This window comes from Pseudoalteromonas rubra, from assembly GCF_000967655.1.
Lineage (GTDB): Bacteria > Pseudomonadota > Gammaproteobacteria > Enterobacterales > Alteromonadaceae > Pseudoalteromonas > Pseudoalteromonas rubra_A.
Map to the genome: position 1 here is coordinate 12,538 of NZ_JXYA01000016.1, position 13,504 is coordinate 26,041.

Consider the following 13,504-nt stretch of genomic DNA (forward strand, 5'->3'; position numbering starts at 1 on the left):
AATAAAGTGGTGCCTAATGCAAGCAAGAGCCGATGAAATGACATGAAATTAGACTAAAGGCTAATCGCATGCAGTGTGTTGCTAAAAATGCGCAGTTGCATCTTAACTAGAGGTTGTGGCCAGCTTTGAAGCCGGTAACGATGACATCTTATCTCGTTATGAGCTGGCACGTAAGGATGACCAGTATTGGGTTCGCAAAGCGGGCATTGAAGGTGACTGGTTCAAATTGTCCCAAAGCGACTTTGCGGCGCTGGAATCGTTAAGTGACCCTGAGCAACTGTTGGTTGCTGATACTCCTCAGCAAAACGCTTCAGAGCAAACGTCTGACTAATCTTTTTGTCTTCATAAACAAAAGCGCCGGTGCTCTTTGAGTCACCGGCGCTTTTATACGTTCTGGCTGCTTATGCCAAATCTTCTTTCGTATCTACGTGCTCAGCTTTGTGCTGCTGGGCAATTTCTTCGCAAAGCTCGTGCTTGGTGCGTTTCTCTGCCACACGCCTTGCCGTCAACCAATAGAAAAATAGCGGCAGGAAGAACACGGCCAGGAATGTGGCTGCGAGCATACCGCCCATCACCCCGGTGCCAACACTATGACGTGCACCCGCACCTGCACCTGAGCTCAGTACCAGTGGCACTACGCCCAGAATAAAGGCCAGTGAAGTCATAATAATGGGGCGGAATCTCAGTCTTGCCGCTTCCAGTGCAGCCGCAGCCGGGCTCCAGCCTTGCTGTGTCTTCATCAGCGCATACTCAACGATCAGAATGGCATTCTTACTGGCCAGGCCAAGCAAAGTAACCAGACCAATCTGGAAGTAAACGTCGTTGGTCAAACCTGCAACCCAGATTGAGATAAGCGCACCAAAGGTACCAAAGGGCAGTGCCAGCAACACCGAAATAGGCAATGACCAGCGTTCATACAGCGCCGCCAGGATCAAAAATACCATCACAACGGCCAGCCCCAGTGCCAGACCAGTTGTGCCTGAACTGCGCTTTTCCTGGTAGGCGGATGCCGTCCATTCAAAGGTCATATCCGGTGGCAGAACCTGTTTAGCGATACGCTCAAATTCAGCAATGGCCTGGCCAGAGCTGTAACCGGGTGCGGCATTACCCATCAGCTTAACGGCCGACAAGTTATTGTACCTTTGCAGAGTTTCCGGACCCCGACTGTACTCAATGTCAGTGAACGCCGAAATAGGGACCATTTCACCCCGGTTGTTTTTCACATAAATGCGGCCAACGTCTTCGGGTGACATACGGAACTCAGCCTCGGCTGACAACAGCACCTGCCAGGCACGACCAAACTTATTAAAGTCGTTGACGTAGTAATTACCCAGGTTGGCAGCCAGAGCGTTGAACGCCGAGTTGATGTTTACGCCCATCGCACGCGCCTGCTCTCTGTCCATATGGACTTTCAGCTGTGGTGCATCTGGTCGCCAAAGCGTCTGAATACCGGCCAGGATGGGGCTCTTTTGAGCTTCGCCCATCAGCATCTGCATGCCTTGTTTGAGGCGCTCAGGATCGGTTCCTGCTTTGTTTTGCAGGTATACCTCAAAGCCGCCGGTGGTACCCAGGCCAAAAATGGCAGGGGGGTTGAAGGCCAGTACCAGCGCTTCGTTGATCCCAGCGGTCTTCATAAACAGCTCACCAACCAGAGATTTAGTATCAATTTCGCGCTCATCCCAGTGTTTCTGAGTGATGAATAGGGTCGCTGCACTGTTTTTGTAACCGCCACCGATAAAGTCAAAACCGGTAAAGGCCACCACGTTTTCATTGGCCGGGTTAGACTGCGCAGCTGCAACCACTTCTTCCACGACTGCAGCGGTGCGCTCCAGTGATGAACCATCAGGCAGGAAAACGGCAGCAATGTAAAAGCCCTGATCTTCATCCGGAACCAAAGATCCCGGTGTTTTTTGCCAGATAAACACGGTTGCGCCAACCATGGAAGCCATAAGTACCAGGCCAAGCAGGCCGCGGCGGATCATAAAGCTCACGGAGCCGACATAACGGCCGGTGACGCGCTGGAACCAGTTATTGAACCACAGGAAAAACCCTGCAGTCTGCTTGTGCTCATGCTTGAGGATCATCACGCACAGCGCCGGAGTCATGGTCAGTGCGACTACACCCGACAGGCTCACCGAAATCGAGATCGTAATGGCGAATTGTCTGAATAGCTCACCGGTTAATCCACCCAGAAATGCGATGGGGACGAACACTGAACACAACACCAGTACAATTGCGACCACCGGTCCGCTGACTTCCTGCATCGCTTTGATGGCGGCTTCGCGGGCATTCAGGTGTTGTTCGTGCATGATCCGTTCAACGTTTTCCAGAACAACGATGGCATCGTCGACTACGATACCAATAGACAACACCATGCCAAAGAGTGTCAGGGTATTGATGGAGTAACCCAACATATACAGGCCGGCAAAAGTACCAAGCAGAGAAACCGGGACTGCCAGAGTCGGAATTAAAGTTGCGCGCCAGTTTTGCAAGAACAGGTATACCACCAAAAATACCAACACCATGGCTTCAACCAGCGTGATCAGTACTTCACGGATCGACACCTCAACAAAACGGGTTGTATCGTATGGAATACCGTGGTCAAGCCCGACCGGAAACTGCTGACGCAATTCAGCAATTACTGATTCTACTTCATTTGCTACATCCAGTGCATTGGCGCCCGGTTGCAGGAATACACCCAGCAATACTGCTTCTTTACCATTGAAAGTACCGGCAAAGTTGTAATCCTTGGAACCCAGCTCAACACGTGCTACGTCTTTAAGGCGCAGGGTTGAGCCGTCCGGGTTGGCGCGGATGATAATCGCCTCAAACTCTTCAGGCGTAGACAAACGGCCCTTGGCTGTCACACTGTACACCAGCTCCTGTGGCTGGCTGCTGGTAGGTGTGGCACCGATAGTACCCGCTGCATACTGTGAGTTTTGTTCACGGATGGCTGCGGTGATCTCCTCGACGGTAACGCCTAGCTGGCTCATTAAATCAGGGCGGATCCACACACGCATGGCGTAATCTTTGGCACCAAAGATTTGTACACTGGTGGTGCCGGGAATACGCTTAATGCGGTCAAGAATATTCATGGTGACATAGTTCGACGTCCACAGGCTGGAACGCGTACCGTCAGGCGAATAAAACGCATGAACCTGCAAGAAGCTGGAGGAGCCTTTCGCCACCACAACGCCCTGACGGCGGGTTTCTTCCGGCAAACGCGCTTCAACCTGCTTGACCCGGTTGTTGACGTCGACCGCGGCCTGGTCAATGTCGGTACCGATTTCAAAGGTGACTGTAATAGTGGTTGTGCCGGAGCTGGTACTGGTTGACTCCATATACATCATGCCTTCAACCCCGGTGATGGCATTTTCTATCGGGGCTGCAACCGTTTGTTCCAACACATCAGCAGATGCACCAGGGTAAAAGGCGGTTACCTGAACCTGAGGCGGCGCAATTTCCGGATACTGTGCAATGGGCAGGGTGCGCATTGCTGCCAGACCTGCCAGTACTATGACAATGGAGATCACAAAGGCAAATATCGGGCGATCGATAAAATACTTAGAGAACATACAATTATTCTCCTTCACCGCTCACGGCGACAGGCATGCCAGGGAAGAAGATCCTTGCCATACCTTCAACGATCACGGGTTGGCCGGGCGTCAGGCCTTGTCGTATCACCCACATATTTTTACCATCTAAATTCACCCATTCACCCACTTCAACAGGGGCGGGTAAAGCAACCGTCATGCCTTGCTCGTTCTCAGTTGCAATATAGACAAACTTGCCTGTGCCGTTATCCAACACCGCACGCTGTGGCAACACGATAGCATTGTTGCGTATCGCGCCTGACAGGCGAACGCGAACAAACTGACCTGGACGCAGTTCACCGTCTGGGTTATTGATGCGGGCTTGGAGTTCACTGGTACCGGTGAAGCGATTGACTCGCACATCCGAGAAATCGACTTTGCCTGAATGAGCATAGACAGAGCCGTCCTGCAGCACTATGGTGGCGTTGAACTCGTTGTTTTTGGGCAAGCTGAGCGTACCATTTTCGACATCCTGGCGCATAGCCAGCTGCTCTCGCTCGGAAAAGCCAAAGCGGGCGCGCATCATGCTGGTGTCAGTCAACTCACTCAGTAGTACGGTGGGGCCGGAGACATAGCTCCCTTGCGAGACAAACTCCCGACCCATGATACCTGAAACAGGCGCTTTAACCTGAGCATATTCCAGGTCAAGCTGCGCTTCACTGAGTGCTACTTTGGCGGAGTCGAGGTTTGCGATGGCCACTTCGTACGCAGATACGGCATTATCGAAATCGCGCTTCGATACTGAACGCTCGTCTTTCAGGCGTTCCAGGCGGTCTTTCTCGCGCTTAGCCTGTGCCACATTGGCCTTGGCGGCGTTGAGTTCTGCTTCGGCTTTTTCAAGCTCCAGCTGAAGTGGGCGAAGCTCAATGGTAAACAGAGAACGCCCGGCCTTAACATACTGACCTTCTTCAAAGTTTCGGGACTCAACCAGTCCCGACACGCGCGCCCTGATCTCCACTTCTTTATCGCCTGCCAGGGTTGCTGGCAGCTCGATATTAAATGGCACACTCTGGGTTGTGACCTTGTTAATACTTACCTGCGCGGGTGGCATAGACGGGCCACCTTGGCCTTGCGGTGCCTCGGAGCAGGCGGAAATTACGAGTGCAGACAATACCGCTGTTGCCAGGTGTACTACACGACTGCTTTTATGGGCTGGATACATGTATACTCCAAATCCTGATTAAAATTTTTTATTCCTGAAAAGAGACGAATTGGCCTCTCATTTATTGGGTTTACTTTTGCATTTATTCGCTGACGTGTTCACAAACCAATCGAATAAGTGTAGCACTGCTTTTATATTTACGTGTGCCGATTTAGTAACTCTCGATCTAGTCCTGAAATCAGTGAATAGGTTGTCGTGCGGTGGGCTGTCTACACCATAACAGGCCAAACCGCGTCACTGTTAAAGCACCAACAGCTGCTTATCTAATGTGGTTTATGTCAGCGATATAGTGCGGAGATGAATCGACAATATTGCAAGTATACGCAAGTGTATACCTAATTTTTCATCAGGTAAACGGTATCGTGTACTTTTTTGATAAGGCGATATACGGAAGCGTCTACTTTCACATTAGCCCTTTTTAAGTTAAACTACTGTTAATTTTAAACAGATGTCCGAGTCGATGACCGAGCTTACTGAAAAACAACAAGCAATACTAAGCGCAGCGGTAGAGGAGTTTGCACAGCGAGGGCTGCAGGCTACCACCATGGAAGCGATCTGTGCCGCCGCAATGGTATCCAAACGCACTTTATATAAGCATTACGCGACCAAAGAAGCCCTGTTTGATGCTGTGGTTGTTTCTCTAATCGAAAGAATACAGCCCATTACGACCATTCAGTTTATTCCCAACTACGACTTTGAAATTCAGCTGCGCCATTTGGCCGAAAGTGCCGTTTCTCTGCTGGCGGATGAAGACTACATCAAGTTGTCGCGCATTGTAATGATTGAATCTATGCGCTGCCAGGCGCAGGCTAACAGGCTTAATTGTAAATTCAGCCAATGTGAGGCATCAATGAGCCTGTGGTTTGAAGAGGCATCCCGTGCCGGGTGTCTGGGCACTTTTTCAGCGCCGTTTGCAGCGGCTTTTTTCTGGGGCGCGCTAAAGCGGCTGACATTTTGGGATCAGGCTATCCGCTGGCAGGCACCACTTCAGACGGACGTGCTTGACGAATTTGTCGATCAGGCTTGTAAGCTATTTTGCCATGGTGTTGCTACTGGGTGTTAGTATGTACCTTTAATGTTTTATTTTTATGCCTTATTGGTTACTATACTTTTGCATTGCGTAAGGAAGCCGTGTAGAAAATGCAAATCTAATCTTGTCTTTGTCGGCTTCTTTTATGCTGTCATCACAGTTGTTTCACCTTATGCTCAGGCAGTTACGAAATGGTTGTGTGTTTTGTGTGCAGCTCTCACTCTCAAAAACAGCGAGCTCAATGATATTTGAACAATACGCGATTGCGTTGAGTAGTTGCCACGAGCTTTATCTGCTCAGGCGAATTTAAAAAAGGACTATTAATATGGCAATAGGTGGACTGGGAATTTTTGGTACTTTAGTCACTTTACTAATCACAGTGCTTTTGATGGCACTCCCATTTTATATCATATATCGCATCGTCAAGTTTGCGGTACGAAAAGGCATTCAAGAAGCAGAGCGCACTAAATAACGCGCCTGCTTCAGCTGTATTATTCAACACCAATAAACCCGCCGGTCTGATGCGCCCATAATTTTGCGTAGATACCATTTTGTGACAACAGGGCATCGTGTGTGCCTTGCTCAACAATCTGGCCCTGATCCATCACGATCAGGCGGTCCATTTGTGCAATGGTCGACAAGCGGTGCGCAATCGCAATCACGGTTTTACCCGTCATCAGACTGTCTAAACTATCCTGAATAGCGGCTTCCACTTCAGAATCCAGTGCCGCGGTTGCCTCATCCAAAATCAGAATAGGGGCATTTTTTAGCAGTACCCGTGCAATGGCGATACGCTGGCGTTGTCCCCCTGAGAGCTTAACACCGCGTTCACCCACCTGGGCATCGAGCCCGGTATTACCCAGACTGTCTTCAAGCCCTTCGATAAACTGACTAGCCTGCGCTTTATCAATTGCGTCCAACAGCTCGGCTTCACTGGCATCGGGCCTGCCATACAGCACGTTATCACGGACACTGCGATGCAACAGGGCGGTGTCTTGTGTGACCATGGCAATGTGTGCGCGCAAGCTTTCCTGGTTGACCTTTGCAATATTTTGCCCGTCAATTTCAATACTGCCTTGCTGAACATCGTAAAAACGCAGCAGCAGATTAACCAGGGTTGATTTACCTGCGCCCGAGCGACCAACGATACCTATTTTTTCTCCTGGCGAGATAGTCAGGTTGAGTCCCTGAATAACCGCATGCTGCTCGGCATGTTTTTGCCGTTTGTAAGCAAAATGCAGTTCGGTAAACTTTATCTCGCCCTGAGTGACTTGTAGTGCGGGTGCATTGGGCTGGTCCTGCACATCTAATGGTCTGGCTAAGGTATTTTTACCGTCAATGGCCGTGCCGATGTTTTCAAACAGGCTGGACACTTCCCACATTATCCACTGCGACATGCCATTAAGGCGCAACGCAAGGGCAATTGTGATTGCAATTGCACCGCTGGTGATGGCGCTGAGTGACCACAGATAAAGAGAACCGGCGGCGACACTGAACACCAAAAGAAAGTTGAGCGTCTGGATACTGACGTTTAACTGGGTTGCCAGTCGCATCTGGGCATAGACAGGTTGAATGAACAGGTCCATGCTTTCCCGGGCATAGACCTCTTCTCGCTTATTATATGAGAACAGCTTCACTGTGGTGATATTCGTGTAGCTGTCGACCACGCGACCTGTCATCTGGGAGCGGGCATCGGCTTGTTTACTGGCAACCTGTTTGAGCCGGGGGACAAAATAAAACTGCATGCCTATGTACAAGGCCAGCCAAATTAGCAGTGGGATCATCAATCTCATGTCATTGTCGCTCACCAGCGCAAGCATAGCGCCAAAGTACACAATAACGTAAACCAGCACATCCAGCAGCTTCATCACCGCTTCTCGGATGGCCAGGGCCGTTTGCATGACTTTGGTTGCGATGCGTCCGGCAAATTCATCCTGATAAAAAGAAATACTTTGTTTTAGCAAATAGCGATGGGCCAGCCAGCGAATGGCCATAGGGTAGTTACCCAGCAGGCTTTGGTGCAGTATCGCACTGTGGAAAAATACCAGGGCGGGCAGACCGACCAAAGTGATCACGGCCATAACGGTGAGCTCCTGGCGCTTGACTTCGAACAACTCCGCGGGCGTGTAAGCCTGCATCCAGTCAACCAGCGTGCCCATAAAGCCAAACAACATCACTTCGAGTGTAGCCAGGATGGCAGCTGCCAGCGACATCAACAACAGAGGCCATTCCATGCCTTTGGTATAAAACCGGCAAAATGCTAGTAAACCTTGTGGTGGCTGGGTTGCCGGTCGCGCTGGGAATGGGTCGGTAAATCGTTCGAAAAACTTTAGCATATTGCCTCCTGCATGATAACAGTGCCGGTTCGACCCTGCGCGTTAATGTGGTGTTCGTAGGTTTGTTCAGAAAAAGCGCATGCGCCTTGCGTACTTATAACGCAGAATACGACTGAAAACCAAGTGACAATTTGGAAAAAGCGAAATAAGAGAAAGTGTTAGCGATGTGTAGTGGGGTTAAAAAGCCCGGCCTATGTGCCGGGCGAGAGGGTTATTCCGCCTGTTCGGCTTCTTCATGACCATAGGTTTTACGCATTATGTATACGTAGGCGTTATGAAACGCTTGTTCCTGGTACTTTTTTAACCCTGTATCGGCGAAATCGACAGGCACCGGATTACGCTTAAGTTGCTCTTTAACTTCAGTAGAAGACAATAACTTGACGTCTGAGCCTTCGATAAGCTGCATCGCTGTTTCCATTTTAAAACCGGCCGCGCTGCCCGCGAACTTGCCTTTGTGAGCACGTTGACGGATGGCAATAGAGTCAATTTTGTAATCTTCTACCAGCTTGGCAAAGTCGAAGTGGAATTTGCGCATCGCTTCTGTGTCCTGGCCAATATTGCCAAGGGTAAAGCGTGTCTGGCGAATATCACGAATATCAAAAACGTCTTCTTCTTTGCTCAGCAGGCACAGCAGGGCCTCGCTGCCGGTAATCTCTACACCGAGTGTTCTCATTGTTGGTTTCCCATTAACTGGTCAAATAAATCGTTACAGGTAAAGATCATATCACAGCTCGCGATGAGCGAGAACTCATTGCAGTATCATTTCGATGGCAATGGCGGCGTGATCTGAATAGCGAATATCTTCCTCATCGCGGTTGGGGTCTAAGTGCGATGCATAATTATGATAGGTCAGGCGCCTTACTTTACTCTGCTCAAGGTTGGGGTTGAACTTTTTAGAAGCCAAAATGTAATCGAGCGTATTACCTGTACCCTGATAATAATGTGTTGGCGGCTTCTGACCAAAACTAAGTTGATTGTCCGCCAGGCAAAAGCTGTCGAACAGCCCGACGCTGTTAACATCCTGATGCATGGCACTGGTTGGGAACTGCTGAGTCATAAAAGACAGAGCCGGACTGGCAATATGGTCGTTGAAATCACCCATCACGAGTGTTGCGGCGCCTTTCTCGCGCTGTGTTTTGAGGGCATCGTAGTAAACAATAGAGGCCTCCAGTGAACGGGAGATCTGCGACTGCATGGTGCCCACGGTCTGATGTAACAACGTGAGCAGAGGATCTTCAACGGAAGCATTGCCCAGCATATGGGCCATAGAATGGACGCGCTGCGATTTAAAATGCACTGCATAGACGGTTGTCAGACCAAAGCCGGGTAACTCAAAGCTGCACTTTATAGGCGTGCGGTTAAACTTAAACTGGTGCTGGTTATTAAGGTATTCCAGGAGTTCAGGGCATGGCTCCAGCGGGGTAAAGCTCTTAAACGGGAATTTACTGGCAATGGCAACAATGGGGTTAAACAGCACATTAGGATAAACCAGGTCGGGTTTGGGCGTGTCGACGGTTGCAAAATAGGGCAGTCCCAGATCTTCGCATAAGGTGGCCAGTGTTTCCGGGCTAAAGACTTCCTGAAACACAATGACGCTTGGGTCCATATGCTGGATAAGACCCGTGATAAACTGAGTCTTAGTCAGCCATTGGGTGTCATTGTAGGATTCATCGAGCTGATAAAAAGAATAAGGGGGCGCAGCAAAGTTCAGCAAATTGAAGGATGCAAACTTGTATGTGTGTTTCTGTGCCATGGTTTTCCTCGTCATTTTACCCAAATCCCTGCTTAATCTTAGTCTTTTCCTTGCAACTCGCCACGTGAGCGTTCACAATGGGCGCTGCGTTTGAAAGTCCCCAGACTCTGTCAGTATATCACTGTTCAATCAATGCTTATTCGTAAAAGCGTTGATGGGCGTCAAATTTAAAAGAATTAACTTAACTAATACATGTGATGCGTTGTAGGTGTCACCACTGTAAATAGGAATTATCATGCCAGTAATTACTCTCCCTGACGGCAGTCAGCGTATTTTTGAAAACCCGGTTACCACTTTAGAAGTTGCTCAGGACATCGGCCCTGGCCTTGCGAAGGCGACCATTGCCGGTCGTGTGAACGGTGTGCGTGTGGATGCATGCGACCTGATTGAACAGGACGCGCAGCTTGAGATCATCACCGCAAAAGATGAAGATGGCTTAGAGATCATCCGTCACTCGTGTGCGCACCTGATTGGCCACGCGGTTAAGCAGCTTTTCCCTGAAGCCAAAATGGCAATCGGTCCGACCATTGACAATGGTTTCTACTACGACATCGACATGGAGCACTCGCTGACTCAGGAAGACCTCGATGCCATCGAAAAGCGCATGCTTGAACTTGCTAAAACTAACTATGACGTTGTTAAGAAGAAAGTAAGCTGGCAAGAGGCACGCGACGCATTTGAAGCGCGTGGCGAAACTTACAAAATGGAAATCCTGGATGAAAACATCGACAAAGATGACCGTCCAGGCCTATACCATCATGAAGAATATGTGGACATGTGTCGTGGTCCGCACGTGCCAAACATGAAATTCTGCCAACACTTCAAAATTATGAAAGTGGCTGGCGCATACTGGCGTGGTAATGCAGAAAATAAAATGCTGCAGCGTATCTATGGTACTGCGTGGGCAGATAAGAAGCAGCTTAAGGCTTATCTGAAGCGTCTGGAAGAAGCTGAGAAACGCGATCACCGTAAAATTGGTAAAGCGCTTGATCTGTGGCACTGGCAGGAAGAAGCGCCGGGCATGGTTTTCTGGCATAACGACGGCTGGAGCATCTACCGTGAGCTTGAAGACTTCGTGCGTGAGAAGCTACGTGAGTACTCTTACGAAGAAGTTAAAGGTCCGCTGATGATGGACCGTGGTCTGTGGGAAAAATCAGGCCACTGGGACAAGTACGCTGATGCGATGTTCACCACAGAGTCTGAAAAGCGTGAATATGCCATTAAGCCGATGAACTGTCCGGGTCACGTGCAAATCTTCAACCAGGGCCTGAAGTCGTACCGCGACTTGCCACTGCGTATGGCTGAGTTTGGTTGCTGTCACCGTAACGAGCCTTCGGGCGCACTACACGGTCTGATGCGTGTTCGTGGCTTTACCCAGGATGATGCACATATCTTCTGTACAGAAGAGCAGATCATGGATGAAGTATCAGCTTGTATTAATATGATCTATGATACATATTCGACGTTCGGCTTTGAAAAGATTGTTGTAAAACTGTCTACACGCCCTGAAAAGCGTATCGGCGACGACGAAATGTGGGACAAAGCAGAAGAAGCGCTGGCGGATGCACTTAAAGCAAACGACATCGAGTTCGACTACCTGCCGGGCGAGGGCGCGTTTTATGGTCCTAAGATCGAGTTTACTTTGTACGACTGTCTTGAGCGTGCTTGGCAATGTGGCACAGTACAGCTAGACTTTGCTTTACCGGGCCGTTTAGGCGCGACATATGTAGCAGAAAACAATGAACGTAAAACGCCAGTGATGATCCACCGTGCTGTACTGGGGTCACTGGAGCGCTTCATTGGTATTCTGACTGAAGAGTATGCAGGTTTATTCCCGACCTGGCTTGCACCTAAGCAAGTGGTGATCATGAATATCACCGACAAACAGGCCGACTATGTGCAAGAAGTTGTACAAAAACTGAATAAACTTGGAATTAGAGCTGGTGCTGACTTGAGAAATGAAAAGATTGGCTTTAAAATCCGCGAGCATACTTTAAAACGTATCCCGTATCTCCTTGTTGTTGGAGACAAAGAAGTTGAACAACAAGAAGTAGCGGTAAGAACACGCAAAGGTGAAGACCTGGGCAAGTTCTCTGTTGATGAGTTCATCGCTAAGATCAGCGAAGAAATCAAAGACAGACGTTAAATTAACAAACCTGTGCGAAAGGCTTATTAACTAACATAAAACGCTTTTCGCACAATATATTTTTGACTTTTTGGAGGATCGTACCATTAGAGGCGGCAAAAAAGGGCAAACTACTGCTCAGAAAAATCGTATCAATGAAGAAATCACAGCGAAAGAAGTTCGCTTAATTGACGCTGAAGGCGAACAGGCAGGCGTAGTTTCAATTAGAGAAGCAAGAACGCTTGCAGAAGAAGCCGGCCTGGACCTGGTTGAGATCAGTCCGAATGCAGAGCCACCAGTCTGTAAAGTTATGGACTATGGTAAGTTCCTTTTTGAAAAAGCAAAAATACAAAAAGAACAAAAGAAAAAGCAAAAACAGATCCAGGTTAAAGAAATCAAATTCCGTCCTGGCACGGACGAAGGCGATTATCAGGTCAAGCTGCGTAACCTTCGCAAATTCCTTGAAGCGGGCGACAAAGCGAAAATCACCATTCGTTTCCGCGGCCGTGAAATGGCCCACCAGGAAATTGCCATTGAAATGCTAAATCGTTTGAAAGCTGATTTGGAAGAGGTGGCTCAGGTTGAGTCATTCCCGAACCGGGTTGAAGGCCGTCAAATGATTATGATGATGGCACCTATTGCGAAAAAGTCTTAATCAAGGCATAATACGCGCCGATTTAACGATCGACAGAATTTAACTCAGGTTTCAAGTGCGTAAGCCACCTGAGTTAACCGGTACCTAAGTAAAGGTCACGTGTGGCTTTTCACCGGAGTTAGGGTGCATACCAGGCCAATAAAGTGATGTTTATCATCCGCCTGCTTGCATAATGTTAACGCAATATCATTTGGAGTTATTGCAATGTCTTACAAACTAAAGACACACAGAGGTGCTGCTAAGCGCTTCAAAAAGACTGCTTCTGGCGGTTTCAAGCGTAAACAGTCGCATCTTCGTCACATTCTGACTAAGAAATCTTCTAAGCGTAAGCTTCACCTACGTAATAAGACTATGGTTCATAAGAATGACCTGGGTCTTATCAATCGTATGTTACCATTCGCTTAATAGAGGATATCAGAAATGGCAAGAGTTAAACGCGGTGTTATCGCACGTGCACGTCACAAAAAAGTATTAAAGCAAGCTAAAGGTTACTACGGAGCACGTTCACGTGTTTATCGCGTAGCTTTCCAGGCAGTAACTAAAGCAGGTCAATACGCTTACCGTGACCGTCGCGCTAAGAAACGTACTTTCCGTCAACTATGGATTGCACGTATCAACGCTGCAGCACGTCAAAACGGCCTTTCTTACAGCCGTTTCATCAATGGCCTTAAAAAGTCATCTGTTGAAATCGATCGTAAGATCCTAGCTGATATCGCAGTATACGACCAAGTAGCTTTCGCAGCACTAGTTGCTAAAGCAAAAGAAGGTCTTGCAGCTTAATTCTTTTAAGCTAAGCGATTGAAAAGAAAAGGAGCCAATGGCTCCTTTTTTTGATCCTGAGTGTTTAAAA

At 48.7% G+C, this 13,504-nt stretch carries 11 protein-coding genes; 6 read left to right on the forward strand and 5 right to left on the reverse strand.

Annotated features, from left to right (window positions below; all coding sequences use genetic code 11):
• Positions 1 to 115: 115 nt before the first annotated feature.
• Positions 116 to 331, forward strand: a complete 216-nt coding sequence (locus TW77_RS07335; protein ID WP_046004327.1) for a hypothetical protein — start codon at positions 116 to 118, stop codon at positions 329 to 331.
• A 70-nt stretch (positions 332 to 401) separates the two neighbouring features.
• Here TW77_RS07335 and TW77_RS07340 read toward each other — a convergent pair whose 3' ends face one another.
• Positions 402 to 3,575, reverse strand: coding sequence for an efflux RND transporter permease subunit (locus tag TW77_RS07340; RefSeq protein ID WP_046004328.1), 3,174 nt, complete (start codon positions 3,573 to 3,575; stop codon positions 402 to 404).
• A 4-nt stretch (positions 3,576 to 3,579) separates the two neighbouring features.
• A complete protein-coding gene (locus tag TW77_RS07345) occupies positions 3,580 to 4,755 on the reverse strand; it encodes an efflux RND transporter periplasmic adaptor subunit (RefSeq protein ID WP_046004329.1) in 1,176 nt (391 codons plus the stop codon).
• Positions 4,756 to 5,215: 460 nt separating this feature from the next.
• On the opposite strand from TW77_RS07345, the gene TW77_RS07350 reads away from it, so the two are divergent.
• Positions 5,216 to 5,818, forward strand: a complete 603-nt coding sequence (locus TW77_RS07350; protein WP_046004330.1) for a TetR/AcrR family transcriptional regulator — start codon at positions 5,216 to 5,218, stop codon at positions 5,816 to 5,818.
• Between the two features lie 458 nt (positions 5,819 to 6,276).
• On the opposite strand, the gene TW77_RS07355 is transcribed toward TW77_RS07350, so the two are convergent.
• The 3 genes from TW77_RS07355 to TW77_RS07365 all read right to left on the reverse strand — a co-directional run bounded on the left by TW77_RS07355 (position 6,277) and on the right by TW77_RS07365 (position 9,874).
• Positions 6,277 to 8,121, reverse strand: a complete 1,845-nt coding sequence (locus tag TW77_RS07355; protein WP_046004331.1) for an ABC transporter ATP-binding protein — start codon at positions 8,119 to 8,121, stop codon at positions 6,277 to 6,279.
• 211 nt (positions 8,122 to 8,332) lie between these two features.
• Positions 8,333 to 8,794, reverse strand: coding sequence for a DUF3010 family protein (locus TW77_RS07360; protein ID WP_046004332.1), 462 nt, complete (start codon positions 8,792 to 8,794; stop codon positions 8,333 to 8,335).
• A gap of 75 nt (positions 8,795 to 8,869) precedes the next feature.
• A complete protein-coding gene (locus tag TW77_RS07365; RefSeq protein ID WP_046004333.1) occupies positions 8,870 to 9,874 on the reverse strand; it encodes an endonuclease/exonuclease/phosphatase family protein in 1,005 nt (334 codons plus the stop codon).
• A gap of 235 nt (positions 9,875 to 10,109) precedes the next feature.
• Between TW77_RS07365 and thrS the strand changes: the two genes are divergently transcribed.
• From thrS to rplT, 4 genes are all read left to right on the forward strand, one after another.
• Positions 10,110 to 12,020, forward strand: coding sequence for a threonine--tRNA ligase (gene thrS, locus TW77_RS07370; protein WP_046004334.1), 1,911 nt, complete (start codon positions 10,110 to 10,112; stop codon positions 12,018 to 12,020).
• Positions 12,021 to 12,090: 70 nt separating this feature from the next.
• A complete protein-coding gene (gene infC, locus TW77_RS07375) occupies positions 12,091 to 12,654 on the forward strand; it encodes a translation initiation factor IF-3 (protein ID WP_082078869.1) in 564 nt (187 codons plus the stop codon).
• 204 nt (positions 12,655 to 12,858) lie between these two features.
• Entirely contained in the window at positions 12,859 to 13,059 is a 201-nt protein-coding gene (rpmI, locus tag TW77_RS07380) for a 50S ribosomal protein L35 (protein WP_010387195.1), read from the forward strand.
• A 15-nt stretch (positions 13,060 to 13,074) separates the two neighbouring features.
• Positions 13,075 to 13,434, forward strand: a complete 360-nt coding sequence (gene rplT / locus TW77_RS07385) for a 50S ribosomal protein L20 (RefSeq protein ID WP_010387194.1) — start codon at positions 13,075 to 13,077, stop codon at positions 13,432 to 13,434.
• The last annotated feature ends 70 nt before the right edge of the window (positions 13,435 to 13,504 follow it).

Coding starts and splice junctions, on each gene's coding strand:
- rplT (WP_010387194.1), top strand. CDS start 13,075: ATGGCAAGAGTTAAACGCGGTGTTATCGCACGTGCACGTCACAAAAAA.
- TW77_RS07350 (WP_046004330.1), top strand. CDS start 5,216: ATGACCGAGCTTACTGAAAAACAACAAGCAATACTAAGCGCAGCGGTA.
- TW77_RS07365 (WP_046004333.1), bottom strand. CDS start 9,874: ATGGCACAGAAACACACATACAAGTTTGCATCCTTCAATTTGCTGAAC.
- TW77_RS07345 (WP_046004329.1), bottom strand. CDS start 4,755: ATGTATCCAGCCCATAAAAGCAGTCGTGTAGTACACCTGGCAACAGCG.
- TW77_RS07355 (WP_046004331.1), bottom strand. CDS start 8,121: ATGCTAAAGTTTTTCGAACGATTTACCGACCCATTCCCAGCGCGACCG.
- TW77_RS07340 (WP_046004328.1), bottom strand. CDS start 3,575: ATGTTCTCTAAGTATTTTATCGATCGCCCGATATTTGCCTTTGTGATC.
- TW77_RS07360 (WP_046004332.1), bottom strand. CDS start 8,794: ATGAGAACACTCGGTGTAGAGATTACCGGCAGCGAGGCCCTGCTGTGC.
- thrS (WP_046004334.1), top strand. CDS start 10,110: ATGCCAGTAATTACTCTCCCTGACGGCAGTCAGCGTATTTTTGAAAAC.
- rpmI (WP_010387195.1), top strand. CDS start 12,859: ATGTCTTACAAACTAAAGACACACAGAGGTGCTGCTAAGCGCTTCAAA.